At 67.0% G+C, this 22,869-nt stretch carries 23 protein-coding genes; 13 read left to right on the forward strand and 10 right to left on the reverse strand.

Annotation, left to right across the window (positions count from 1 at the left end; all coding sequences use genetic code 11):
- Positions 1–59: 59 nt before the first annotated feature.
- On the reverse strand, positions 60–1,472 hold the full coding sequence (locus tag TSB10GB4_RS05700) for an ATP-binding protein (protein ID WP_186394935.1): 1,413 nt from the start codon (positions 1,470–1,472) through the stop codon (positions 60–62).
- 267 nt (positions 1,473–1,739) lie between these two features.
- On the opposite strand from TSB10GB4_RS05700, the gene TSB10GB4_RS05705 reads away from it, so the two are divergent.
- Positions 1,740–2,354: a tetratricopeptide repeat protein gene (locus tag TSB10GB4_RS05705; RefSeq protein ID WP_186394936.1), complete on the forward strand. Its 615-nt coding sequence runs from the start codon at positions 1,740–1,742 to the stop codon at positions 2,352–2,354.
- Between the two features lie 5 nt (positions 2,355–2,359).
- On the opposite strand, the gene TSB10GB4_RS05710 is transcribed toward TSB10GB4_RS05705, so the two are convergent.
- From TSB10GB4_RS05710 to TSB10GB4_RS05735, 6 genes are all read right to left on the reverse strand, one after another.
- Entirely contained in the window at positions 2,360–3,070 is a 711-nt protein-coding gene (locus TSB10GB4_RS05710) for a hypothetical protein (RefSeq protein ID WP_186394937.1), read from the reverse strand.
- A complete protein-coding gene (locus tag TSB10GB4_RS05715) occupies positions 3,067–3,552 on the reverse strand; it encodes an SRPBCC family protein (protein ID WP_186386868.1) in 486 nt (161 codons plus the stop codon). The genes TSB10GB4_RS05710 and TSB10GB4_RS05715 overlap by 4 nt, the downstream gene beginning before the upstream one ends.
- A 63-nt stretch (positions 3,553–3,615) precedes the next feature.
- Positions 3,616–4,461, reverse strand: a complete 846-nt coding sequence (locus TSB10GB4_RS05720) for an ABC transporter permease (protein WP_186386869.1) — start codon at positions 4,459–4,461, stop codon at positions 3,616–3,618.
- Positions 4,458–5,753 carry an ABC transporter permease gene (locus tag TSB10GB4_RS23775; RefSeq protein WP_244296501.1) on the reverse strand — a complete coding sequence of 432 codons (1,296 nt, stop codon included), beginning with the start codon at positions 5,751–5,753 and terminating at the stop codon, positions 4,458–4,460. Before TSB10GB4_RS23775 ends, TSB10GB4_RS05720 begins: the two co-directional genes overlap by 4 nt.
- Positions 5,746–6,843: an ABC transporter ATP-binding protein gene (locus tag TSB10GB4_RS05730; protein ID WP_186386871.1), complete on the reverse strand. Its 1,098-nt coding sequence runs from the start codon at positions 6,841–6,843 to the stop codon at positions 5,746–5,748. The genes TSB10GB4_RS23775 and TSB10GB4_RS05730 overlap by 8 nt, the downstream gene beginning before the upstream one ends.
- Positions 6,844–6,934: 91 nt before the next feature.
- Positions 6,935–8,053: an extracellular solute-binding protein gene (locus TSB10GB4_RS05735; protein ID WP_186386872.1), complete on the reverse strand. Its 1,119-nt coding sequence runs from the start codon at positions 8,051–8,053 to the stop codon at positions 6,935–6,937.
- 345 nt (positions 8,054–8,398) lie between these two features.
- Between TSB10GB4_RS05735 and TSB10GB4_RS05740 the strand changes: the two genes are divergently transcribed.
- The 9 genes from TSB10GB4_RS05740 to TSB10GB4_RS05780 all read left to right on the forward strand — a co-directional run bounded on the left by TSB10GB4_RS05740 (position 8,399) and on the right by TSB10GB4_RS05780 (position 16,378).
- Positions 8,399–9,319 carry an MBL fold metallo-hydrolase gene (locus TSB10GB4_RS05740; protein ID WP_186394938.1) on the forward strand — a complete coding sequence of 307 codons (921 nt, stop codon included), beginning with the start codon at positions 8,399–8,401 and terminating at the stop codon, positions 9,317–9,319.
- A 119-nt stretch (positions 9,320–9,438) separates the two neighbouring features.
- Positions 9,439–10,146, forward strand: a complete 708-nt coding sequence (locus TSB10GB4_RS05745) for an HAD family hydrolase (protein WP_186394939.1) — start codon at positions 9,439–9,441, stop codon at positions 10,144–10,146.
- Between the two features lie 2 nt (positions 10,147–10,148).
- A complete protein-coding gene (locus TSB10GB4_RS05750) occupies positions 10,149–10,865 on the forward strand; it encodes an HAD family hydrolase (RefSeq protein ID WP_186394940.1) in 717 nt (238 codons plus the stop codon).
- A gap of 158 nt (positions 10,866–11,023) precedes the next feature.
- Positions 11,024–11,995, forward strand: coding sequence for a DUF1499 domain-containing protein (locus TSB10GB4_RS05755; protein ID WP_186386876.1), 972 nt, complete (start codon positions 11,024–11,026; stop codon positions 11,993–11,995).
- Between the two features lie 245 nt (positions 11,996–12,240).
- A complete protein-coding gene (locus tag TSB10GB4_RS05760; protein ID WP_208984470.1) occupies positions 12,241–12,387 on the forward strand; it encodes a hypothetical protein in 147 nt (48 codons plus the stop codon).
- A gap of 133 nt (positions 12,388–12,520) precedes the next feature.
- Positions 12,521–13,495 (forward strand): magnesium transporter CorA family protein, encoded by a 975-nt coding sequence (locus TSB10GB4_RS05765; RefSeq protein ID WP_186386878.1) that lies wholly within the window; start codon positions 12,521–12,523, stop codon positions 13,493–13,495.
- A gap of 61 nt (positions 13,496–13,556) precedes the next feature.
- Positions 13,557–14,558, forward strand: a complete 1,002-nt coding sequence (locus tag TSB10GB4_RS05770; protein WP_244296503.1) for a bifunctional 2-polyprenyl-6-hydroxyphenol methylase/3-demethylubiquinol 3-O-methyltransferase UbiG — start codon at positions 13,557–13,559, stop codon at positions 14,556–14,558.
- A 175-nt stretch (positions 14,559–14,733) separates the two neighbouring features.
- Positions 14,734–15,240 (forward strand): RT0821/Lpp0805 family surface protein, encoded by a 507-nt coding sequence (locus TSB10GB4_RS05775; protein ID WP_208984478.1) that lies wholly within the window; start codon positions 14,734–14,736, stop codon positions 15,238–15,240.
- A gap of 148 nt (positions 15,241–15,388) precedes the next feature.
- On the forward strand, positions 15,389–16,378 hold the full coding sequence (locus tag TSB10GB4_RS05780; RefSeq protein WP_186394941.1) for a DnaJ C-terminal domain-containing protein: 990 nt from the start codon (positions 15,389–15,391) through the stop codon (positions 16,376–16,378).
- A gap of 157 nt (positions 16,379–16,535) precedes the next feature.
- Here TSB10GB4_RS05780 and TSB10GB4_RS05785 read toward each other — a convergent pair whose 3' ends face one another.
- Genes TSB10GB4_RS05785 through TSB10GB4_RS05795 form a run of 3 tightly spaced genes read right to left on the reverse strand, consistent with a single transcriptional unit; the run spans position 16,536 to position 19,964 of the window.
- Positions 16,536–17,399 (reverse strand): NAD(P)-dependent oxidoreductase, encoded by an 864-nt coding sequence (locus TSB10GB4_RS05785; protein ID WP_186394942.1) that lies wholly within the window; start codon positions 17,397–17,399, stop codon positions 16,536–16,538.
- 27 nt (positions 17,400–17,426) lie between these two features.
- The gene (locus TSB10GB4_RS05790) at positions 17,427–18,173 is read right to left on the reverse strand and encodes a crotonase/enoyl-CoA hydratase family protein (protein WP_186394943.1); all 747 of its coding nucleotides are present in this window, start codon (positions 18,171–18,173) and stop codon (positions 17,427–17,429) included.
- Positions 18,174–18,194: 21 nt separating this feature from the next.
- On the reverse strand, positions 18,195–19,964 hold the full coding sequence (locus TSB10GB4_RS05795) for an acyl-CoA dehydrogenase (protein WP_186394944.1): 1,770 nt from the start codon (positions 19,962–19,964) through the stop codon (positions 18,195–18,197).
- 166 nt (positions 19,965–20,130) lie between these two features.
- Between TSB10GB4_RS05795 and TSB10GB4_RS05800 the strand changes: the two genes are divergently transcribed.
- The 3 genes from TSB10GB4_RS05800 (at position 20,131) to TSB10GB4_RS23780 (ending at position 22,862) form a co-directional block, all read left to right on the forward strand.
- A complete protein-coding gene (locus TSB10GB4_RS05800; protein ID WP_186394945.1) occupies positions 20,131–21,123 on the forward strand; it encodes an L-threonylcarbamoyladenylate synthase in 993 nt (330 codons plus the stop codon).
- Between the two features lie 447 nt (positions 21,124–21,570).
- A complete protein-coding gene (locus TSB10GB4_RS05805; RefSeq protein ID WP_186386884.1) occupies positions 21,571–22,500 on the forward strand; it encodes a histone deacetylase family protein in 930 nt (309 codons plus the stop codon).
- A gap of 107 nt (positions 22,501–22,607) precedes the next feature.
- Positions 22,608–22,862 carry an exodeoxyribonuclease VII small subunit gene (locus tag TSB10GB4_RS23780; RefSeq protein WP_244292997.1) on the forward strand — a complete coding sequence of 85 codons (255 nt, stop codon included), beginning with the start codon at positions 22,608–22,610 and terminating at the stop codon, positions 22,860–22,862.
- Positions 22,863–22,869: the final 7 nt, after the last annotated feature.

Genomic DNA, 22,869 nt, shown 5'->3' on the forward strand with positions numbered 1-22,869 from the left:
TCCCGCGAGGTCGAGGGCACCCTAGTCCTGGCCCGTGATGCTTATATGAAGATCAGGTATCACTTTTGTGACAATTCAAGCCTTTGACTTGAAACGTCTTTTTTCTCGAAAACAGTCGCCACGGCGTCTTTTGCGACAGGAAACCTAACAGTGAAGGTCGCGCCCTCGCCGGGGGTGCTGTCAATCTCGAGCCGCGCCTTGTGCCGGGTCAGGATGTGCTTGACGATGGCAAGGCCGAGGCCGGTGCCCCTGGTTTCCCGGCTACGCGACGCATCCACCCGGTAGAAGCGCTCAGTCAGGCGCGGCAGGTGCTCCGCCGCGATGCCGGGGCCGAAGTCGCGCACGCTGAGGACGAAGGTGCCTGGCCCGCACGACGCCTCCCTGCCCGCCGGCGGAACCGGCACCAGGCGGATTTCCACCCGCTTGCCGCTGGCGCCATACTTGATGGCGTTCTCGACGAGATTCTCGATCACTTCGATCAGTTCGTCCCGATCCGCCCTCACCAGGCAGGGCGCAGGCGGTGTCTCGATGTCGAGAACGACGCCGGCCTCGTCGGCAACGGGCTTCAAGGCGTCGCAGGCGAGACGCAGCAAGGCCTCGAGATCCAGTACGGCCTCGGGCTGAACGTGCGCTTTCAGTTCGATTCGCGAGAGCGACAGGAGGTCGTCGATCAGCCGACGCATGCGGTTGCCCTGCTGCAGCATGATGGCGAGGAATCGCTCGCGGGCCACAGGGTCGTCACGCGCCGGGCCCTGCAACGTCTCGACGAAGCCGGTGAGCGAGGCGAGCGGTGTGCGCAGCTCATGGCTGGCATTGGCGACGAAGTCGGCCCGCATGCGCTCCAGCCGGCGCTGCTCGGTCAGGTCCTGCAAGGTGACGAGAACGAAGCGCCCTGCTCCGCCGGCGGCGCCGGCGCGCGGCGCCTCGCCGGGCGCCGCCGCCGGCTCGGCGATCGGCGTCACATAGGCCTCGAGCCAGCTTTCCGTCGGAACCCGCTCGCTCCACTCGATCCGCTGGGCCGGGCCGCCGGCCATGACCTTGTCGAGCGCTTCCAGCAGCACCGGCACGCGCAGGCGCAGCGACAGCGGATCGCCCGGCAGCGGGTCGCCGAAGCGCACCCTTGCAGCTCGGTTGACATAGCGGGTGATGCCGCGCCGGTCGACGATGAAGCAGGGATTGGGCAGCGCGTCGGCGAGCTGCTTCATGCCGGTCTCGGGCCAGGGGGTCAGTGCCCGTGCTTCCCGCCTGCGACGGGTGACAAGCAGTCGGCGGGTGGGGGAAACGAGGGCCGCAAGGAACACCGCGATCGCCCCGGCGGCGACCATCAGTGCCGGCACCCCGGCCGCAAACACGGCGAGCAGCGCCACCGCGACCACGGCGAGCAACACCCAGCGCTGCTCGGCCACGCGCTCGCGAAGCCGGCTGCGCAGGCCGGGACGCGCTGCGGGGCGCTCTGTGGTGTCGTCACTCATTCCTGTCGCCGGTCGATCCTGTCGGGTTTCCCAACGGCCTATCCGTCCGCGGGGCGGCGCGGCAGACGCGGAGCGGAAAGGCCGGGAAAGCGGAAGGTCTTCCATAGCATGGGCCATATGACAGGCCCAAGACGGAAACAGAAGCCAGAAATCGAAGACGGGAAACAATCGCAGCCGGCCGCTTCACGGACACCGGCGGGAATGCTATCTGCCTGGATGCAGGCAGACGCGCCGACGGACGGCGCGATGCGCGAGGGAGGCTTTGCCATGACCCCGGCTCAGGCGGCTGAACGGCTGCCCCAGGCACTGGCGATGCAGGACTGGGAGACGGCCCGCAAGGCGCTCAAGCGCCTGGTGCGGGCGGATCCAGGCAATGCCTCGCTGCATTACAACCTGGGCCTCGTCCTGCGCCGGCTCGGCGATCCGGACGCCGCCGACGATGCCTTCGGCGCGGCGCTGAAGGTCTCTCCCGGCCATCTCAACGCCCTGTTCGAGCGAGCGGCGGCGGCGATGGATGCCGGCCGCCGGGAGGCGGCGGAGGCCGGCTTTTCCGCCTATCTGGAGAAGGCGCCGGACGATGCCGACGGCTGGCTGAACCTTGCCCGGCTGTGTCTGCGCCGCGACGCGGCCGGCGAGGCGGAAGCGGCCTTTGCCAGGGTCCTTGCCCTGCGCCCCAGCGACCGCGACGCGGAGATCGGCCTGGCGGAGGCGGGACTGCGCCAGGGACGGGCGGAGGCCGCGGCAAAGCTCAGAACCCTCTTCACCGAACTGCCGGCCGAGCGACCGCGCCTGCTCAAGGCGATGAGCCAGGGGCCGCGCGGCAAAATTCCGCTGTCGGGCCTTGCCCTGACCGGAACGGTGCGCGTCGACGAGGCCGGCTGAGCCCCTCACCTGTCGCGCGGCGCGCGGAAGCTCTTGCGATAGAGACCCGGATCATCCTGAAGCCCGTCCTGCACCTGCAGGTGCCGGTCAAGCTCGTTCCGGTCCATGGCGCGGATGTCGAGGTCCAGCGCCTCGCGGCGGATCGGGAAGGCCTGGGCCACCGGCGTGCCGGCAGGCAGGCGTCCGGAAAAGCCGGCATCGCGCCAGATCGCCGGGAAATGCACGAAGCCGTCCCGGTAGCGATCGCAGTCGACAAGACCGGCAAGAGTGCGGAAGGGCAGGTCCTCGCGGTTGAGCGGATGGGTGAAGAGCAGGGAAACGCCCTCGGGCGCCTCGACCGTCCAGAAATTCGTGAACTTCACCACGAATTGCCCGTCCGGCAGACCGAAGGGCACACCTGCGGCCTGTTCCGGCACATGCAGGCCGATGGGCGAGCGGGTCTGGCGCGCCCCTTCCGCCACCGGCGGCGACCAGTCCCAGGAGATCTCGCCGTCAGCGACGTGGAGATCGGCGGCCAGGCGGAACATCACCCCCAGCGCCAGCGCATCGATCAGCGGCGGACAGTGCTTGAGGGTGCGGACCTGCGCCCCGCCGAGAAACTCGCTCGCGACCACGGACGGCACCGCCTTCAGCCAGTCGGGAAAGCCGGCGCGCGCCGGCACCGGCTCCGGCACATGGCCGACCAGTTCCGGCAGACAGCGGAACGAGAGCCTCATCGCCGCGCCGGACGGTTTCGGGCGGCGGCCTCCAGCGCGTCGAGACAGGCGGGCCAGCCTTCGGGTGACGCCATCGCCTCGCGATAGGCGATGCCGGCCTCGCCATGGCGCAGGAAGTCGCCATGGGTCAGTTCGATGCGGGTGCCCTCGGCCGCCTGGCGAAACTCGATCATCACGCGGCTGGCAGCGGCGGGATCCGCCACCGGCTCGCCGTCCGGCGAAATCTGCCAGGCGAGACGCAGATAGAGCGGCGGCTCGATCGACAGGACCGTGCCCCAGACCCGGCGCGGACCGCCGGGCGTCTGCTCGGTGCAGGCACCGCCCGCCATCGGCTCGATCGAAAGGTCGGCCGCCGGATCGCGGGAAAATGTGCGCTGCCAGGGCCACCACTCGCCGATGCGGTCGACAAGCAGATCGAAGGCCGCCTCGCGTGCCAGCGGCAGCGTGCGAACGAAGACGATGGAACCGTCCGTTTCGGACATGTCAGCTCCCGAATCAGTCGCCGGAACGAAGACCCTGAAGGTCGCAGCCGACCGGCCGGGCCGTCAACCGTTGCCGCCGCGACGCCTCGCCAGAACCCAGATGGTGGCCGATACGACGGTGATGACGACGAAGATCACGCCGATGACGTTGATCATCGGCGACAGGCCGAAGCGCATGCGCGCGCCGATCTCGGTGACGAGCGTCCAACTGGAACCGATCGCGAAGAAGGTAGTGTTGTAGTTCTCGATCGACTGCAGGAAGGAGATCAGCGCCGCCGTCAGCATCGTCGGCATGAGGAAGGGCAGCGTGATGCGGCGGAAGACGAAGACCGAGGAGGCGCCGAGGTCGAGCGCCGCTTCCTCCAGCGCGCGGTCCTGCCGCTGCAGGCGCGCCATGAACATCAGCATGCAATAGGAGGCGATGAAGGCGGCCTGCGCGATGGCCGCAGTGAACAGCCCCGCCTCCATGCCGAAAGCATCGCGCCAGAAGATCATGGTGGTGGCGCCAAGCACGATGCCGGGGGTGAGGATCGGCGAGACCAGCACCGTGTAGAGCAGGGTCGAGGCCCGCGACTGCAGCCGCGTCAGGATCAGCGCGCCGGCAAGGCCGAGCGGAATCGAGATGACGATCACGCCGCCGGCGATCGCCAGCGAGTGCAGCAGTCCTTGCACGAACCGGGCATCACGCGGCAGCGCCTGAAACCATTTCAGCGTGAAGCCCTGCCAGTCGGTGACGGAGGGGGTCGGGTTGGCGTTGAACGCGGCCGCGACCATGAACATCAGCGGCAGGAACATATAGGCGAAGAACAGCAGCAGGTAGCCGGAGAGCACCGCGTCGGACCAGTCCCGGATCCGGCGCCGGCGCGGGGCGGCACCCGCTGCGATCTGCTCTGCGGTGATGACCGTCATTTCGCGATATCCCTGATGCCGACGCGGAAGACGGCCATGTTGACGAGGATGAAGGCGATACAGGCGACGAGCAGGGCCAGCGAATAGGCCGCACCCTCGTTCCACGAGCCCGCCTCGAAGAAGCGGCGGTAGATCACCTGCGCGAACCAGTCCGGATGCAGGCCGCGGCCGACGATCTCCGGCACGGCGATCGATCCGGCGGACAGCATGAAGGTCATGATCGCGCCGACGGCGATGCCGGGCTTGGCATGGGGCAGCACCACGCGCCAGTGGATGCGCCAGGTGGAACTGCCAAGATCCCGCGCCGCCTCGATCTGGTTCTTGTCCAGCGTTTCGATGGTGTTGTAGATCGGGAACACCATGAAGAGCACATAGGCATAGACCATCACGGTGAAGACGGCGCCGTTGGAGGCGACGAAGCGGATGCCCTCTCCCGCCTGCATGTCGATCAGGCCGAGGGCATCGAGAACGCCGTTGAGGATGCCCTGCTTCTCCAGGATCATCACCCAGGAGAAGATCCGCAGCAGTTCGTTGATCGCGTAAGGAATGATGAGGCCGAGCATCATCAGCGCCACCTTGTTGGCGCTTTTCGCCGTCGCGGCCGCATAGGCGACCGGATAGCACACGACGAAGGAGAGCAGCGTCACGCAGAGCGCGTAAAAGATCGTCGAGAGAAAGATGCGAAAGTGCAGCTCGCTCATATTGGTGAAGTTCTTGGCCGAATAGCTCTCGCTGATGCCAGCCGTCTTGGTCGTCTCGGCCTCGATCGCCTCCAGTTCGGCAATGCGCCCCTGCAGGCCGGCCTTCTCCTCCTCCAGCGCGACAATGCGGCCCTCGACCTCCTCAAGCGGCAGCGCAGCCTGTTGCGGCGGCGCGAAGGGGCTCGGGGCGACGCCTGGTGACGGCGCCGCGGGCGAGGGTTGCGAGGGAGACGGCGTCAGAGAGGGTGAGGGCGTCAGAGAGGGAGACGGGGTCAGGGATGGCGAGGGAACCAGCGACGGCGACGGCAGACCGCCTACCGGAGCTCCGCCCGCCGCCTGTCCAGCCTCTTGTCCAGCCTGAAGCTGGGCCCGCAGATCGCGCAGATCCGTGTCGATGTCGAAGACGCGGGTATAGGCACGGTCGATCTCCAGCGACAGGGTCGCCGCGTCGCCCGACCGGTCGACATAGGTGAAGGCGCGCTCGATCATGCGCGCCTGCGGCAGCACGATCAGCAAGGCGATCCAAACGGCGGTGAGCGCCAGGAAGATCCCGGTCAGGCCTTTGCCATAGCTCTTGACCAGACTATTCACGGGCGAGATCCCCCACCGGCATGACGATCGCGTCCGAGGGCCGGAAGGCAAGATCCGTCTCGCCGGATGCCAGCGAAGAGGCCGTGTCGCCCGAATTCGGCAGATGCACCGTTACCGGCGCGTCGCCGGCACGGCAATGCAGGTTGACGAAAGGCCCTTCCAGATCGCGGCGCTCGATGGTGGCGCGCAGTCGGTTGCGCGGCGCATCGTCGGTCCCGGTACCGCCAAGGCCCACCCGCTCGGGGCGCACGAAGATCATGACCTCGTCGCCGACACCGGCGCGCCCGCGCAGACGCGCCAGCATCTCGCCCTGCGGCGTGTCGACCCGGGCAATCTCGCCGTCGAGCCCGGAAAGCTTGCCACGGAAGACGTTCTGTTCCCCGACGAAGCTGGCGACGAAGGGCGTTCCCGGCTGATTGTAGATCTCGTCGGAGGAGGCGACCTGCTCGACCACGCCGCGGTTCATCACCGCCACCCGGTCGGACATGGTAAGCGCCTCGCCCTGGTCATGGGTGATGTAGATGAAGGTGACGCCGGTCTTGCGCTGCAGGTCCTTGAGCTCGCTGCGCATGTGCTGGCGCAGCTTGAGATCGAGAGCGGACAGCGGCTCGTCGAGCAGCAGCACCGCTGGCTCGACCGCCAGCGCACGGGCAATCGCGACGCGCTGGCGCTGGCCGCCGGACAGCTCCGTCGGCTTCTTCTCGCCCTGGCCGGTGAGCGCGACCATGGCCAGCAATTCCTCGGCCCGCTGGCGACGTACCTTCTTCGGCACGCCTCGCGCCTCCAGGCCGAAGGCGACGTTCTCCCACACGCTCATGAGGGGGAAGAGCGCAAGGTTCTGGAAGATCAGCGCGGTCGGCCGGGCGTTGGGGCGGATGCCGGCCATGCTCGTCCCACCGATGCGCACGTCGCCGGCCGAAGGGTCGAGAAAGCCGGAGATCATCCGCAGGATCGTGGTCTTGCCGCAGCCCGAGGGGCCGAGAATGGAGAAGAACTCCCCGGCATTGATCGTCAGGTCGGTCGGCTGAACGGCGGTAAAATCGCCGAAGCGCATCGATACCCCGTCAAGGACGACGTCTTGTCCGTGCATTTGCCCCTCATCTGGCACGCGATCCGGCAGCGTTCGGCCGGAAAGAAAAGCGGATCGCGGCACGCGCCGCGATCCGCCGGGTCCAAACGCCTCAGGCGTTGGTGATCTTGTCCACATACTCCTCACGCAGCGTGGCGAACCACGGCGTGTCGGCCTGCCACCACCACAGGTTGGCCAGGTTCTCGGCATTGTAGACGTCGGCGAACTGGGCCTTGTAGTTGTCGCCCGCGTAGTCGGCAGCGCCGGTCACGGCAGAGTTGTAGCCGGTGTTGCCTGCCAGAAGGCCGGCCATCTCCGGGTCCAGCATGGCGTTGAGGAAGGCGTAGGCCTGCTCCAGGTTCTCGGAGCCCGACGGAATGCCCATGGAGTCCATCCAGGTGATGCCGCCTTCCTTCGGCATGCGGTACTTCCACTTGGCGTCTTCCCGGTTCAGCAGGAGACCGGTGGTGTCCCAGGTCTGGCCGATGGTGGCGCCGGCCTGCTTGAAGGCGTTCGTCGCCTCGGTGGCATTGTTCCAGAACGCGGCGATGTTGGCCTTGCGCTCGATGATGAACTTGGCGCAGGCATCCCACACGCGGCGGGCCTCATCCTCGGTCTTGTAGACGTCGAGCATGCGGTCGGACTTCACCTCGCCGATCGCGTCGAGATAGAGGCCGACACCCATGATCACCGACTTCTGGCGGAAGGCGGCCTTGCCGGCGGCTTCCGGCGACCACATGGTGCCATAGGACACGTCGTCGGCATTGAACTGGGTGCTGTCGAGGGTGATCGCCTCGGTGCCCCAGTTGAACGGCAGCAGCATGCGCTTGCCGCGATAGGTGCCGCCGAGCTGGACGCTGTCACGCAGCATGGACGGGATCAGCTTGTCGAGCTCGAGCTTGCTCTCGTCGAGCGGCTGCAGCAGGCCGTCCGGATAGTAGTTGTTGCCGTTGGTGATCGACGGGAAGATGACGTCGAAGCCCTTGCCGCCGGCGGCGCGCAGCTTCTGCTCCGCCTCGTCGTTGGAGCCATAGGTCGACAGGTTCACCTTGATGCCGGTGTCGCCCTGGAACTTGTCGATCATGTTCTGCTGGATGTAGTCGCCCCAGGCGAAGACGTTCACCTGGCCGGACGAGGCCAGCGCGTCGCCGGCCTTGAGGATGGCCGGGGCGGCAAGCAGGGTCGATGCGGCTGCGGAGCCCTTGAGCACCGAACGGCGGGAAATGGACATGTCGGACCTCTCCGTTACATTGGTCTTGCGAGCGGCGACGGATCGGCGGGTCTCCTCCCCGCATCGCTCGCTCGGCCATAGGTCAGTTTGACAACGTTAGTATGACACGGAAGGGTACGGCATCCGCCGGCTGGCCGGCGCGACAGGACCGGAACGGCCTCCCCTCGCGGCAATCTCCAGCAAGAGCGTCCCTCGCATGTAAGGCAGACGTTATTGGTGCAGATATGATCTTTCAACCGAAAGATTAGCCGGCTGTGGAGCAATGGCGAAGCAGCGGCCCACTTGCGGCTTGCCGCCCTTTTCGTATAGGCAAATCCGAAAGTCAGAAGCGGAGCCTGAAAAGCGATGGTTTCCCTGCGACACGACCGGAATTTCGATCCGCGACATGGCGAAATCGTCGAGATATCGTCGGCTGTGCGACGCGCGACCGCGCCCAATCGCGGTCCTTTCACCTGGCACGGAACGAATACCTACCTGATCGGGCGCGACGAGGTGGCAGTGCTCGATCCCGGCCCCGTCGACCCCACTCACGCGAGGCTGCTTCTCAACGCCGTCGGCAAGGACAGGCTCGCCGCCATCCTGGTGTCGCACACCCATGTCGACCATTCCCCCGGCGCAAGGCTGCTACAGGAGATGACCGGGGCGCCGATCGTCGGCTGCGGTCGGCACCGGGCAGCGCGCGCCCTCCAGCCGGGCGAGACCAATCCGCTCGACGCCAGCGCCGATGCCGACCACGTCCCCGACCGCGAATTGCGCGACGGCGACAGCCTCACCATTGACGGCCTGACCCTGACCGCGGTGGAAACGCCCGGCCATACGGCCAACCATCTCGCCTTTGCGCTCAACGACGGCAATGTGCTCTTCTCCGCCGATCACGTCATGGCGTGGTCGACCTCGATCGTCGCGCCGCCGGACGGCTCGATGAGCGCCTACATGGCCTCGCTGGCGCGGCTTTCGCAGCGCGACGACAGCGTCTATCTGCCGGGGCATGGCGGAGCCGTGACCGCTCCGGCAGAGTATATCGCGGGGCTCATCGCCCATCGACAGGCGCGGGAGACGGCGATCCTCGACCGGCTCACCGCCGGCGACCGGACGATCCCGGAGATGGTGGCGAGGATCTATGCCGATGTCGACCGCGCGCTGCACGGCGCGGCGGCGTTGTCGGTGCTCGCCCAGGTCGAATGGCTGATCGAGCGCGGGCTGGTCGGCCTGGCGCCCGGCCAAAGTCCGACCTTGACGCTGGCAAGCCGCCTGGAACTCGCCTGACGAACATCCGAAACGGGTGCCACGCGCCATCTCCTTTGACGGGCAGCCAGGAACATGGCATGTGACGGCAAAATGCGGGCCGACGCCCGCCGGACATCTCCCACCGGACGAGACCCCGCATGCGCATCAAGGCCGTATTGTTCGACCGCGACGGCACGTTGACCGACTTCGACAGGACCTGGGGCCCCGCGATCGCCCTGGTGCTGCAGGATCTGGCGCGCGGCGACGGGGCCCTGCTGGAAACGCTGGAGACACTCGCCATGTTCGACGTGGCGCAGGCCCGCTTCACCGGTCCGTCGATCCTCAAGGTGCAGTCGCCGAAGGACTATTCCACCGGCTGGGCCGAGGTGATCGGCGAGCCGGACCCGCAGGCGATGCTGGAGCGCATCGAGACGATCCTGCTGGAGCATTGCGACCGCACGGTCACCCCATTCGACAGCGTGGTGGAGACGCTGACCACGCTGAAGGCAAGCGGCCTGCCGCTCGGCATCGCCACCAACGGCACCGAAGCCTCGGCGCGCAAGCAGATGCAGGCGCTCGGCCTCGCGGGCGCCTTCGGCTTCCTCGCCGGCTACGACAGTGGTCACGGGTCGAAGCCCGAGCCCGGCCAATTGCTCGCGTTCGCCCGCCACACGGGCCTTGAGCCGGGGGAGATCGCCATGGTCGGCGACAGTCTGCACGACATGCATGCGGCGAAGGCGGCCGGCATGATGCGCATCGCCGTGACCACTGGTGCAATCCCGCGCGAGCGGCTGGTGGACGAGGCGGATCTCGTGATCGAACGCATGTCGGACCTGCTGCCCGTGGCGCTCGGCAGGGCGGCCTGACCATGGGCACCGTGCGCGCTGTGCTGTTCGACAAGGACGGCACGCTGATCGACTTCCAGAACACCTGGGCGCCGACCTTCCACACCTTGATGAGCGAGCTTGCGGCCGGCGACAGGCTGACAGCGGAGCGGCTGGCCTCGGCCGCCGGCTTCGACCTTGCCAGCGTGCGCTTCGCCCCGGACTCGGTGCTGGTCGCCGGCTCCAACGACGACATCGTCGATGCCTTCGCCGAGATCCTCGGCCTTGCCGATCCGCAGGCGCTGGCAGAGGATATCAACGCCCGCATCGGGGCGATGAGCCTGCCGCATCTCGCACCGTTCGACGACCTTGTCCCCGCGCTCGACCGGCTGGCCGGGCATGGGCTGATGCTCGGCATCGCCACCAACGACGCGGAAGCCTCGGCGCTGGCACAACTCGACGCGCTCGGCCTGACGCAGCGCTTTGCCGCGGTGATCGGCTTCGACAGCGGCCACGGGGCAAAACCCTCGCCGGGCATGGTCTCCGGCTTCTGTGCGGCGCTCGGCCTTGCGCCGCAGGAGGTGGTGATGGTGGGAGACAGCCTGCACGACATGCATGCCGGCCAGGCCGCGGGAACGCGCACGCTCGCCGTGACCACCGGCGTCGTCGGCGCGGATGTGCTGGCGCCGCATGCCGACCATGTCGCCGCCTCGCTGAGCGAGGCGATCGACTGGATCGAGACGCTCCTCGCCCGAACCTGACCGGCCCCTGCCACAGGTCGGTGCGACGGCCCTTGCGGCCGCCGCTGCCAAGCCCACGGCACGCCCGGCGGCGCAAGGAGGTTCGCATTCGCCGACGGTCGTGGTAAGCGGTTGGAACGAAACGCGGTCTCAGTCACAGGGAAGTTTCCGCCCGCCGCATGCGCAAGATCCTGCCCCTCTCCCGGTCGCGCCTCGCGGCGGCAAGCCTCCAGTTCGGGCGGCTGGCCCTGCCTGTTCTGGTGATCTCCGCGCTGATCCACCGGGCGGATATCGTCACGACGCCGCAATTCCTGGTTCTTCTGACCCTCGGCCTGCTGCTGGCCGCCGCCGCCTGCGGAACAGCGCTGATCGCGGGGCTCGTCCTGTGGCGGCGCGGCGGCACCGGCTGGGCGCTGGCGGTGCGCGGCTTTTTCTACGGTGTCGTGGCGCTGACGCCTGCCCTCTTCGCGCTCTACGCCTTCGCGATCTATCCGCAACTCGCCGATGTCAGCACCGACACGGAAAACCCGCCGCAGATTGCCAGCGGCCTCCCCTTCACCGGGGCTTCGAGACAAGCGGAGAGCTATCCCGACCTGGTGTCGCGACGTTTCCGCATCGCCCCGCCGGAGCTGCACAGGGCGGCCCTGCAGGTCGCGGCGCGCAACCGCTGGACGATCACCGCCGAGTTGCCGCCCGGCATGCCCGACGAGCCGACACGCTTCCAGGCCGTAGCGACAACGCTTGTCTTCGCCTTTCGCGACGACATCGCCGTGCGCATCCTGCCGGATCCGGTCGGCGCAAGGCTCGACATCCGCTCCGCCTCGCGCTTCGGCCGGCATGATTTCGGTGCCAATGCCAACCGGGTTCGCGGCTTCTTCGAGGACCTCGACGCCGTCCTGGTCGCAGCCTATGGCATCCTCGACCCGGTCGAAGAGGACGAGGACCTGCCGGCCGACCTGCCCTTGCTGGATGCTGACGCGCCGGAGCGCGAAGACGGGCAGACGCCTCTGCCCGGCGCAAAGCCCGATCCCGAGGCTTCCGGCGCACAGAGTTCGGCGACGACCCCGGCACCTCTGCCGCTGGAGCCACTGCCCGACGATCTTTCGGAAATCTATGAAGAGGACGTCCCGGGCGGAACGCCGGCGAGGTGACGCCTTTCCGGCTTCGTCACCCTCTTGATTCCGCTTCGCGTTTCCCGATCCGGCAAGGGGCCGGCACCGCTCTGCGGAAGGTTCGTCCCCTTTCTCGGAATCGCAAAAGGTTACAAGGTGTTAAGAAGAGTGACTGGCGCCACCATGTTTCCTTGCGTCATCCTTAGTTTTGACCAAATCGGAGACGATTTGTGCGCATCGCCGACAGGATGTTCCCCGGCGCAACCAACGACCCGGACCCAGACATGACTTCCAAGTCCCCCCAAGCCGCCGCTCCCGCTCCGCGACCGAGCCTTGCCTCTCTGTACAAGCCGGTCGGCATCGGTGCCGTGACCGCGGCGAACATCTGCAAGACCGGGATGGTCAAGGCGTCGCAGCCCAAGGCCAAGTGACGCCGAGCGCCGCAGGCACGGAGCAGGAAACGGCGCCGGCACGGCGCCTCCTGCACCGCGTTGCGGAAAATCCGTCAAGAAAACGCTATAGGGTTCCCGAATCGCACGCGATTTCATCGGGAGCCTTTTTTGCATGATCACCGCCTATACGCTCGATGCCGGCGCCATCGTCGAGATTCGCTGCTCGGCCGAGACCCGAATTCCCGATCTGGCCCTGTGGGTCGACCTTGCGTCTCCCACACCCGAGGAGCGGGCGATGGCGGAGCTCTGGATCGGAACTGAAATTCCCACCCGCGAGGAGATGGCCGCGATCGAAACATCCGAGCGGCTGTACGAGGTGCAGAACACGCTGGTGATGACGGCGGTGATGCCCTTGGTTGTCCGCGAGCCCGATCTGAAATCGGCGGCGATGACCCTGGTGGTGACGAAGGAGCGGCTGGTCTCGCTCCGCCACGGCGAGCCGACCTCCGTCGCCGCCGCCGTCCGGCGGATCCAGCATGACGGCGTTCCGATCCGCACCGCGAGCGATATTCTCTTCGTCCTGCTGGACGCCATTGCCGACCGGGCCGCCGATGTGGTGGAAGAATGCTCCAGCGCGTTCGATACTGTTGCCAGTGATGTGTTCGGCCGCGGAATCGACAGCCGCAAGAGCGCGCAGTACAAGGCCACCATCCAGAAGATCGGCCAGATCGGCCTGAAGATCGCCCGCATGCACGATGCCTGCGCCAGTCTGGAGCGGCTGTTCCTGTTTCTCTCGCTGCATGCCAAGACCCTGGGCCTGAACGGACAGCAGAAGTCCGCCGCCAAGACGCTGGGCCGCGATATCCGCTCGATCCGCGAACATGCGACCGGCCTCGATGCCCGGCTCAACTTCCTGCTCGACGCGACGGTCGGTCTCGTGAACCTCGAGCAGAACCAGATCATCAAGATCTTCTCGGTTCTCGCCGTCGTGTTCCTGCCGCCGACACTGATCGCCTCGATCTACGGCATGAACTTCGAGTTCATGCCGGAACTCAATTGGGCGTATGGCTATCTGTTCTCGATCGGCATCATGTTCATGTCGGTCGCCATCACTTTCCTTTATTTCAGATGGAAGAAGCTGCTTTGAGCCTGCCCGCGTCTGCCCTAGTTTGCCTGACCATGCCGCAGTCAGGACCAGAACCCACCCGATGACGAGCCTCGCCGCAAAACTCGCCGGGGCCCTGCGCCGGGGCCGCCGCCGGCCGCCGGCGGCGCGTCGGCCGCAGCGCACCGGAACGTGGTCGCAAGAGGCCGTGCTGCAGCGGATCGCTCCCCTGCCGCTACGGGACCGGTTCCTTGCCGAGTTCGATCCCGACTACTACCGCGCGCTCTATCCGGACCTTGTGGAACTCGAGGACGAGGCGCTCGCCGCCCATTACCGCGACAGCGGCCGGATGGAGGGGCGGGTCGCCTCGCCGCTCGCCGCGCGCGGCTATTTCGTCGATGCCTTGCAGGGCAACGAACGCTCGCTGGAACTCGGTGCCTTCCACCGGCCACTGATGCGGGGCGCCCATACCAAGCATTTCGACGTCCTGCCGAGAGCGCAACTCATCGAGCGGGCCAAGGCCATCGGCGAGAACCCCGACGGGATTCCCAATATCGATTTCGTGTCGCCGTCCGGCGACCTTGCGGTGGTGGACGAGCAGTTCGACATGGTCGTCTCCTCGCATGTGATCGAGCATCAGCCCAACCTGGTTGCGCATCTTGCCCATGTCGAGCGGATCCTCGACGCAGGCGGCGTCTACGCGATGATCATCCCGGATTGCCGCTTCTGCTTCGATCATTTCATCCCGCCCTCCACCCTCGGTCAGGTGATCGAGGCGCATCGCCAGAACCCGAAAGTGCACACCCTGCGCAGCGTCATCGAGATGCGGGCGCTGACCACCCACAACGATGCCGCTCGCCACTGGAAGGGCGATCATGGCACGCTGGAGCACACGGTGGCGCGCACGCGCAACGCCATCCAGGAATGGGAACAGAGCAAGGGCGCCTATATCGACGTGCATGCCTGGCGCTTCACGCCCGAAAGTTTCACACAGATCATCACCACCCTGAACGGGCTGGGTCTGATCGGCCTCGTTCCCTACCGGGTCTACCCAACCCCCTATCTGGTCAGCGAATTCTGCGCCGTGCTCGGCAAGGCGACATGACGATTCGCTCCGGCTGTGCTCCGCACCTCATCGCCAAGCCCCTGCCCTAAAAGTGGAAACGGGATCGCTGGAGGATCCGGCTTACCATTTGTTAATCGCTTTCTTTCATCCTGTTGCAAAGGCGCAACAACCTCGCCACGCGAGACCGCGCATCGAGCTTCGGGACGGTAACGCCATGACATCCATACGGGTCACCGCGACATCCGCCGAAAAGGATGGAGCAGCCGCCAACCGCTATCGGGCGGGCGCGCTGGCATTCGCCCTGGTTCTGCCGCTCGTGGCTGCCGGTTGCGGCAGCATTTCCATGCCGATCGGCAGCGCCGATCCGGAAGTGCCGCTGGATCTGACCGGATCCATCGATTCGCAGCAGAATGCTGCGGATGTCGACATCAGTTCGCAGGACCGTGCGATCATCGCCCGCGCCATTGCCACCGCTCACGAAAGCGGCAAGGCAGATCCGCCCTTCTCCTGGAACAATCCGATCAGCGGCAATTCGGGCACCATCGTCGCGATCAAGGACGACACCCAGCCCGGCGGCACCGGCTGCACCCGCTTCGAGACGACCGCCAACACCATCGGCGGCGTGCGCGCCTATCTCGGCACCGCCTGCCGCGATGTCATGCAGGACTGGGCGATCATCGAACTGGCCGTGAAGAACCCGAAGCCGGAGACGGCAGGCTGACGTCACGGCCGGGGCTGATATCCGCCTGCAAAGGCGGCCACGGTGGGCGAGGCTCGCCACTGGATTTTATTCCTATCAACAACCATATGGTTCCCGAGCAAGGCGCGGGTGTATACCCGTTGCACCACACACCATCGCGGTCTGAACCATGCGTGATCCCTATTCCGTTCTCGGCGTCGCAAAATCGGCGAGCGAGGCCGACATCAAGCGGGCTTTCCGGAAGCTTGCGAAAAAGTATCACCCGGACCAGAACGCCGACGATCCGAAGGCGAAGGAACACTTTGCCGAGGCGAACCAGGCCTATGAGATCCTGGGCGACAAGGAGAAGCGGGGCCAGTTCGATCGGGGCGAGATCGACGCCGAAGGCAAGCCGCGCTTTCAGGCGCATGGGTTCGGCGGCGGCTTCGACGATTCCGACCTGTTTCGCCAGACACGCGGCCAGTCCTCGGGCTTTGGACGGGGCGGCGGCTTCGACGACATCCTGAACGACATTCTCGGCGGCCTCGGCGGACGCGCCCGCGGCGGCGGCGGGTTTGCCGGTGACGGCGGCTTTGCAGGCGCCGGACCGGGCGGGCAGGCTGGCCCCCGTCCGCGACCGACCCGGCGCGGCAGCGATGCCAACGTCACCGCACGGGTGACGCTGGAGCAGCTCGTCCATGATCGCAAGGTGCGCGTCGCCCTGCCCTCCGGCAAGACGCTGGACGTGAAGCTGCCCGACGGCACGGTGGACGGCGAGAAGATCCGCCTGCGCGGCCAGGGCGAGCCGGGGGAAAACGGCGGTCCCGCCGGCGATGCCATCATCGAGGTGCGCCTTGCCCGGCATCCGATCTTCACCCCCTCCGGCGACGACCTGCGGCTCGACCTGCCGATCACCCTCTATGAGGCGGTGCTGGGTGCAAAGGTGCGCGTGCCGACCCTTGACGGCGCGGTCAACCTGACCGTCGCGCCCAACGCCCAGGCCGGCAAGACCATGCGGCTTAAGGGCAAGGGCCTGCCGAACCGTACCGGGGGCCGGGGCGACCTGCTGGTGACCCTGCGCATCGTGCTGCCCGAGGAGGGCGACGAGGAACTGACGACCCTGATGCGGGCCTGGAAGGAACTGCGGCCCTACCGCGCCCGCGGGCCTGAATTCGACTGACACCGGCATGGCCGAGGAGCACGGCAGGAAACGACGCCCACCGCGCAAGGACGACAATCCCGTCCTGCGATGGGTCCTTTTCGGGCTTTGCGCCAGCGCCGTTCTCGGTGGGCTCCTCTGGAAAGCGATGGGCTGGTAGCCCATCGCGTCCTCTTCCTCAGTCCCGCAGCGGCGCGAGGGAGGCCGGCGGAAGGCTGTCCTCCGGCACGAAGAAATCGGGCATCAGGGCGCAGGACGGATCGACCCGATACCTGTCGAAATCGGTGATGCCGCGCGATGCCAGGAAGCTGTCGTCGATGAGGAAGTTGCCGGTGAAATCCCTGGCGGGACTGGTGAAAATTTCCCAGGCGGCATCTGCCAGGATCTCGGGCGTGCGGCTCGAGCGCATCATCTCGTCGCCGCCGATCAGGTTGCGCACCGCCGCGGTGGCGACGGTGGTGCGCGGCCACAGCGCGTTGACCGCAATTCCCTTGTCTCGCAGTTCTCCGGCCAGGCCGAGCACTGCAAGGCTCATTCCATATTTGGCGATGGCGTAGGGAGTGAACGGCGCAAACCACTTCTCCTGCATGTCGAGGGGCGGCGACAGCATCAGGATATGCGGATTGTCGCTGTTCTCCAGCCAGGGCAGCGCGTGTTTCGCACAGACCAGGGTGCCGCGTGTGTTGATCTGATGCATCAGGTCGAAGCGCTTCATGTCGGTCTGCGACAAGGGCGTCAACTGGATGGCGCTGGCATTGTTGACGAGGATGTCTATGCCGCCGAAGGTCTGCGCGCCCTGCGCCAGCGCATCGGCCACCGACGCCTCGTCGCGCACATCGACGACAAGCGGCAAGGCCCGGCCGCCGGCTGCCTCGATCTCCTCCGCCGCGCTGTAGATGGTGCCCTCCAGCTTCGCATGCGGCGCGGCGGTCTTGGCGGCAACGATCACATTGGCGCCGTCGCGCGCGGCGCGCAGGGCGATCGCCTTGCCGATGCCCCGTGACGCACCGGTGATGAAAAGCGTTCGGTTCTTGAGCGACATGCGTTCCTCCCAACAGCGGTCGCGACCTCAGTCGCTCCCGCGCGACCTATCCATGAATGCGGTGAAGGCGGCGCGCGCCTCCTTCGAGGCCAGGCGCTCCGCAAACAGGCGGATTTCCTCCTCCATGCGGGCCCGCAAGTCCGCGCGCTCGCCCCACAGCAGGGCGCGGGACAGGCGCATCGCCTCGGCCGGCTTGGCGGCGATCGCCCTGGCAGCGGCAAGGGCACGCGCCTCGACCTCCTCCTCCGCCACAACGTGATTGACGAAGCCGGCGGACAGTGCCCGCGCCGCATCGAAAGGCTCGCCCAGGCACAACAGTTCGAAGGCCCGGGCATGGCCCATGACGCGCGGGGCGAGCAGGCTGGCGCCGGCCTCGGGCACGAGGCCAAGGTCCAGGAACGGCGTGCGGAACAGCGCCCGCTCGCTGGCGAAGACCATGTCGCAGTGGAACAGCATCGTCGTGCCGACGCCGATCGCGAGACCGTCGACGGCAGCGACAATCGGGATCTCGCAGGCCGCAAGCGCGCGCAGGAATCGCACCACCGGCGCGTCCTGGATGCCCACAGTGCCGGCCATGGCAAGGAAGTCGGCGATGTCGTTGCCGGCGGTGAAGGCTCCCGGCACGCCGCACAGGAGATGCGCCCGGATGTCCGGGTCCCGCTGTTCCAGCGCCTCGGCAAGAGCCGAGTACATCTCGCCGGTGAGGGCGTTCTTCTTGTCCCGCCGGTTCATCCGGATGCGCTGGACGGCCCCGTCCCGCTCGATCTCGATCATCGCGTCCTCCCCAATACCGCCTCAGGCCAGCGGATCGTAATCCAGCACCGCCGAGGCGACGGAGACCACCTGCTCCTTCAGCGCGGCCGTCTCGGCGAGACGCGCGGAGGCGAAATAGCGGGCCAGCAGCAGCCGGCGCGCAGCCTCCGGCGCGGCATCGCCGCTGCTCGCGAGCGCGCCCTTCAGCAGCATGGCGCCGCCATAGGCAAGGCCGAACAGCCGCAGGAACGGCGTGGCGCCGGCGAGCGCTTCCTGTTGCCGACCGCCCGCAAGCGCGGTCAACATCCAATCCGTGGCGCCGGAGAGATTTTCCAGGGCGCTCTCAAGCCGCGCCGCGATATCGGCAAAGTCCGGGCCGGCCCCGCTTGCCTTCGCCGCGATGGCAGAGAGTTCCTCGACCAGGCCGCGAAACTGCGCCCCGCCTGACAGGGGCAGCTTGCGGGTGACCAGATCGATGGCCTGGATGCCGTTGGTGCCCTCGTAGATCGGCGCGATACGCGCATCGCGATAGTGCTGCGCTGCTCCGGTCTCCTCGATGAAGCCCATGCCGCCATGCACCTGCACGCCGAGCGAGGCGACCTCGACGCCGATATCGGTGGCGAAGGACTTGGCAAGCGGGGTCAGGGTTGCCGCGCGCTCGCTCCAGTGGGCGCGCGCCGCGTCGTCCCCCGCCAGTCGCGCCATGTCGATGGCATGGGCATTGGCGTAACAGATCGCCCGGGCGACCTGCGTCCAGGCCTGCATGTCGAGCAGCGTGCGGCGGATGTCGGGATGTGCGGCAATCGGGCTCATGCCCTCACCGCTCTGACCCGGCACCCGGCCCTGCCGCCGCTCCAGCGCATACGCCAGCGCCTGCTGGGTGGCCCGCTCGGCGATGCCCAGCCCCTGGATGCCGACCGCAAGGCGGGCGTTGTTCATCATCGTGAACATGCAGGCAAGGCCGCGATTTTCCTCGCCGATCAACCAGCCGATGGCACCGCCCTCGTCGCCATAGATCATGGTGCAGGTCGGCGAGGCGTGGATGCCGAGCTTGTGCTCGATGCCGGCACAGCGAACATCGTTGCGCGCGCCCAGCGATCCGTCCGGGTTGACCAGGAACTTCGGCACCAGGAACAGCGAGATGCCGCGCGTGCCGGCCGGTGCGTCCGGCAGGCGGGCCAGCACCAGATGGACGATGTTGTCGGTGAAATCGTGCTCGCCATAGGTGATGAAGATCTTCTGCCCGAAGATCCGGTAGGTGCCGTCGCCGGCGCGCTCGGCCCGGGCGCGCAGGGCGTTGAGATCGGACCCGGCCTGCGGCTCGGTCAGGTTCATCGTGCCCATCCACTCGCCGGAGACGAGCTTGGCGAGATACGTCTCCTGCAGGTCGTTGCTTGCGTGCTTTTCAAGCGCCTCGACCGCCCCCGTGGTCAGGGTCGGGCCAAGGGCGAAGGCCATGGAGGCGGAGTTCCACATCTCCAGCGCCGCAGCGTGCAGCATCGCCGGCAGATCCTGCCCGCCGAACTCCGGCGCGCCGGTCAGTGCGTTCCAGCCGCCCTCGATCCAGGCCCGGTAAACCGCGCGCCACCCGTCAGGCATGGTCACGGTCCCGTTCTCCAGACGCGCGCCCTGCCGGTCCCCAACGCTGTTGAGCGGGGCAATCTCCTCGGCGGCGAAACGACCGGCCTCCTGCAGGATTGCGTCCACCAGGTCATCGGTGACCTCGCTATGCCGCGAATGGGCAAGGACCTCACCCAGTCCCGCCACCTGCTTCAGCGTGAAGGCGATCTCCGATACGGGGGCACGGTACATCTCTCACTCCCTTGACAGGCCGGTGCTTGACGAACGGCGACAGAGGCCGCAGAACCGCCCGGCATCATTTCGGGCGCGAGGATGGCTGCGGCTGACGTAAACGTCAACATGTGACGTGACGGAACCACGCAACCATCCGCCAGCGGACAGGACACGAGGGCAAGCCATGCGGCGCTGGCGGATCGACCCGCAGGAGACGGGCTGGCGCGACACGCCGGAGTTCGAGGCGGCGGTGGCGGACATTCTCGCCGGACGCCTGGTGGCGGTGCCGACGGAAACCGTCTACGGGCTCGCTGCCGACGCCACGAACCCGCTTGCCTGCGCGGCGATCTACGCGGCCAAGGGACGGCCGAGCTTCAACCCGCTGATCGCCCATGTCGCCTCCACCGAGCAGGCCCACCGGCACGGCATCCTCGACGAGCGTGCAAGACGGCTGGCCGACGCCTTCTGGCCCGGACCGCTGACGATGGTGGTCGCCAAGCGACCGGACAGCCCGGTCTGCGATCTGGCGACGGCGGGGCTTGAAACGATTGCGCTGAGGGTACCGGCAGCGGCGATCATGCGTGAACTTTCGTCGGCGAGTGGGCGGCCGATTGCCGCCCCTAGTGCCAATCGCTCCGGCCGCATCAGCGGCACCACGGCGGATGCGGTGGCGGGCGACCTTGGCGAGCACCTTGCCCTGCTGATCGATGCCGGACCGACCCCGGTGGGCGTGGAATCGACCATCGTCGGTCTAGCCGGGGAGCGGCCGACGCTGCTGCGGCCCGGCGGCGTGTCACGCGCGGAGATCGAGGCGGCGCTGGGCGAGGCTCTTGCCGCCCCCTCCCTCTCCTGCGAAACCGCGCCGGAGGCACCTGGCATGCTGACCTCCCACTATGCCCCGCGCGCCGGGATGCGGCTGAATGCCGAGCGGGTCGAGCCCGGGGAAGCGCTTCTCGCCTTCGGAACGCCGCTGCCTCCCGGCTCCGAACACGCCGCGGCCGTGGTCCAACTGAGCGAACAGGCCGACCTTCGGCAGGCGGCCGCCCACCTGTTCACCGCCATGCGGCGCCTCGACGCCAGCGGGGCAGAGCGCATCGCCGTCATGCCGGTCCCGGAGACCGGGCTGGGCGAGGCGATCAACGATCGCCTGCGCCGCGCCGCCGCTCCACGGGACTGAGCCGCGAAAGGCGGTTCGCGTCCGGGCACCGCAAGACGCATCCACCTGCTCGATCTGACGCAGGGGCACACCAAGATGTTGCCCCGCACAACTTGGGCATCGGGATTTTTTACAGTGAAAAATAAATCCTGATTTTACCAAATTCGATCATTTCATGCTCGAAAACGCCGTCTCTCGCAAATTCCTCCTTCTGAAAGGGGTGCGAATCAATTAGTATTATCATTACCTTCACAGGTGATGCAGCGGACCTCCCCTACGGGCCCTAGACTGCCCGCACCTCTTCCGGGGCCGGCGTTTCAAGCCGCCCCGGTTTTCTTTTGCCCAGAGCCTCAAATTTGCGATTGCCTTCCGCGATCCCCCTTGCCTTTGGCTCATTGACAGGGTCTGCCATGCCCGGTCAGATGAGGCACCAAGCGCCCGAAAACGGCCCAAGCTAAGGAAACGCTCTTGGCAACCCTCTACCTGCACCACTCCGCCTATCTCGATCATCTGACCCCTGTCGGTCATCCCGAACGCCCCGACCGGATCCGCGCCATCGACCGGATCCTGGAGCATGAGCGGTTCCAGACGCTGCAACGGGAGACGGCGCCGATGGGGCGGATCCAGGATATCGCCCGGGTCCACCCCTCCTCCTATATCGACATGCTTCACAGGATGGCGCCGCAGGACGGTCTGGTGCGTGTCGACGCCGACACGACCATGTCGCCGGGAAGCTGGGAGGCGGCGATGCGCGGGGTCGGCGGCGCCTGCCAGGCGGTCGACGAAGTGATGACCGGCAAGGTCGGCAATGCCTTCTGCGCCTCGCGGCCGCCGGGACACCATGCGGAAGCGGCCAGGGCCATGGGCTTCTGCCTCTTTAACAATGCCGCGGTGGCCGCCCGCCACGCCCAGCGGGAACATGGCGCCGATCGCGTCGCGATCATCGATTTCGACGTCCATCACGGCAACGGCACCCAGGACATCTTCTGGGCCGACCCGACGGTGATGTACTGCTCGACGCATCAGATGCCGCTCTATCCGGGCTCCGGCGCGGCGAGCGAACGGGGCGAGGCCGACACGATCGTCAACGCGCCGCTTTCGGCCGGCGACGGCGGCGAGGAGTTCCGCGAGGCGATGGAGGTGGCGATCCTGCCGCGCATCGAGACCTTCCAACCCGACCTGGTGATCATCTCCGCCGGCTTCGATGCCCATGCCCGCGACCCGCTCGGCGGCCTCAATCTGGTCGAGGCGGACTTTGCCTGGATCACGATGCGGCTGATGGACATTGCCGACCGCAAATGCGGCGGTCGTGTCGTGTCGCTGCTCGAGGGGGGATACGACCTGGAAGGCCTCGCGCGCTCGGCCGCTGCCCATATCATGACCCTGATGAAGTCCTGATCCCGCCCGTCCACAGGCAAGGCGGAAGGCCGGACGGCTTGCCTTGCCCGGTGGCGGGGCGGCTTGTAGGTTGGCACTCCATCGAGGCAGCAAGCAGGAGCAGGCGTGTGACCCGAGACGACACCGACCCGGCGATCGAGGCGCTCGCCTTCGAGGTCGCCCTCAAGGAACTCGAGGAGATCGTCGGCCGGCTCGAACGCGGCGACGTTCCGCTGGAGGAGAGCATCAAGCTCTACTCGCGCGGCGATCTGCTGCGCCGACACTGCGACAAGCTGCTGAAGGCGGCCGAAGCCAAGGTTGAGCGTATCCAGCTTGCCGAGGACGGCAGCGCAACCGGAACAGCCCCGCTCGACGTCGACTGACGCATTC

The organism is Stappia sp. TSB10GB4, assembly GCF_900185745.1.
Taxonomy (GTDB): Bacteria; Pseudomonadota; Alphaproteobacteria; order Rhizobiales; family Stappiaceae; genus Stappia.

Excerpts from the sequence above, each read along its gene's own strand:
- TSB10GB4_RS05700 (WP_186394935.1), bottom strand. The coding sequence starts at position 1,472 with ATGAGTGACGACACCACAGAGCGCCCCGCAGCGCGTCCCGGCCTGCGC.
- TSB10GB4_RS05705 (WP_186394936.1), top strand. The coding sequence starts at position 1,740 with ATGACCCCGGCTCAGGCGGCTGAACGGCTGCCCCAGGCACTGGCGATG.
- TSB10GB4_RS05710 (WP_186394937.1), bottom strand. The coding sequence starts at position 3,070 with ATGAGGCTCTCGTTCCGCTGTCTGCCGGAACTGGTCGGCCATGTGCCG.
- TSB10GB4_RS05715 (WP_186386868.1), bottom strand. The coding sequence starts at position 3,552 with ATGTCCGAAACGGACGGTTCCATCGTCTTCGTTCGCACGCTGCCGCTG.
- TSB10GB4_RS05720 (WP_186386869.1), bottom strand. The coding sequence starts at position 4,461 with ATGACGGTCATCACCGCAGAGCAGATCGCAGCGGGTGCCGCCCCGCGC.
- TSB10GB4_RS05730 (WP_186386871.1), bottom strand. The coding sequence starts at position 6,843 with ATGCACGGACAAGACGTCGTCCTTGACGGGGTATCGATGCGCTTCGGC.
- TSB10GB4_RS05735 (WP_186386872.1), bottom strand. The coding sequence starts at position 8,053 with ATGTCCATTTCCCGCCGTTCGGTGCTCAAGGGCTCCGCAGCCGCATCG.
- TSB10GB4_RS05740 (WP_186394938.1), top strand. The coding sequence starts at position 8,399 with ATGGTTTCCCTGCGACACGACCGGAATTTCGATCCGCGACATGGCGAA.
- TSB10GB4_RS05745 (WP_186394939.1), top strand. The coding sequence starts at position 9,439 with ATGCGCATCAAGGCCGTATTGTTCGACCGCGACGGCACGTTGACCGAC.
- TSB10GB4_RS05750 (WP_186394940.1), top strand. The coding sequence starts at position 10,149 with ATGGGCACCGTGCGCGCTGTGCTGTTCGACAAGGACGGCACGCTGATC.
- TSB10GB4_RS05755 (WP_186386876.1), top strand. The coding sequence starts at position 11,024 with ATGCGCAAGATCCTGCCCCTCTCCCGGTCGCGCCTCGCGGCGGCAAGC.
- TSB10GB4_RS05760 (WP_208984470.1), top strand. The coding sequence starts at position 12,241 with ATGACTTCCAAGTCCCCCCAAGCCGCCGCTCCCGCTCCGCGACCGAGC.
- TSB10GB4_RS05765 (WP_186386878.1), top strand. The coding sequence starts at position 12,521 with ATGATCACCGCCTATACGCTCGATGCCGGCGCCATCGTCGAGATTCGC.
- TSB10GB4_RS05770 (WP_244296503.1), top strand. The coding sequence starts at position 13,557 with ATGACGAGCCTCGCCGCAAAACTCGCCGGGGCCCTGCGCCGGGGCCGC.
- TSB10GB4_RS05775 (WP_208984478.1), top strand. The coding sequence starts at position 14,734 with ATGACATCCATACGGGTCACCGCGACATCCGCCGAAAAGGATGGAGCA.
- TSB10GB4_RS05780 (WP_186394941.1), top strand. The coding sequence starts at position 15,389 with ATGCGTGATCCCTATTCCGTTCTCGGCGTCGCAAAATCGGCGAGCGAG.
- TSB10GB4_RS05785 (WP_186394942.1), bottom strand. The coding sequence starts at position 17,399 with ATGTCGCTCAAGAACCGAACGCTTTTCATCACCGGTGCGTCACGGGGC.
- TSB10GB4_RS05790 (WP_186394943.1), bottom strand. The coding sequence starts at position 18,173 with ATGATCGAGATCGAGCGGGACGGGGCCGTCCAGCGCATCCGGATGAAC.
- TSB10GB4_RS05795 (WP_186394944.1), bottom strand. The coding sequence starts at position 19,964 with ATGTACCGTGCCCCCGTATCGGAGATCGCCTTCACGCTGAAGCAGGTG.
- TSB10GB4_RS05800 (WP_186394945.1), top strand. The coding sequence starts at position 20,131 with ATGCGGCGCTGGCGGATCGACCCGCAGGAGACGGGCTGGCGCGACACG.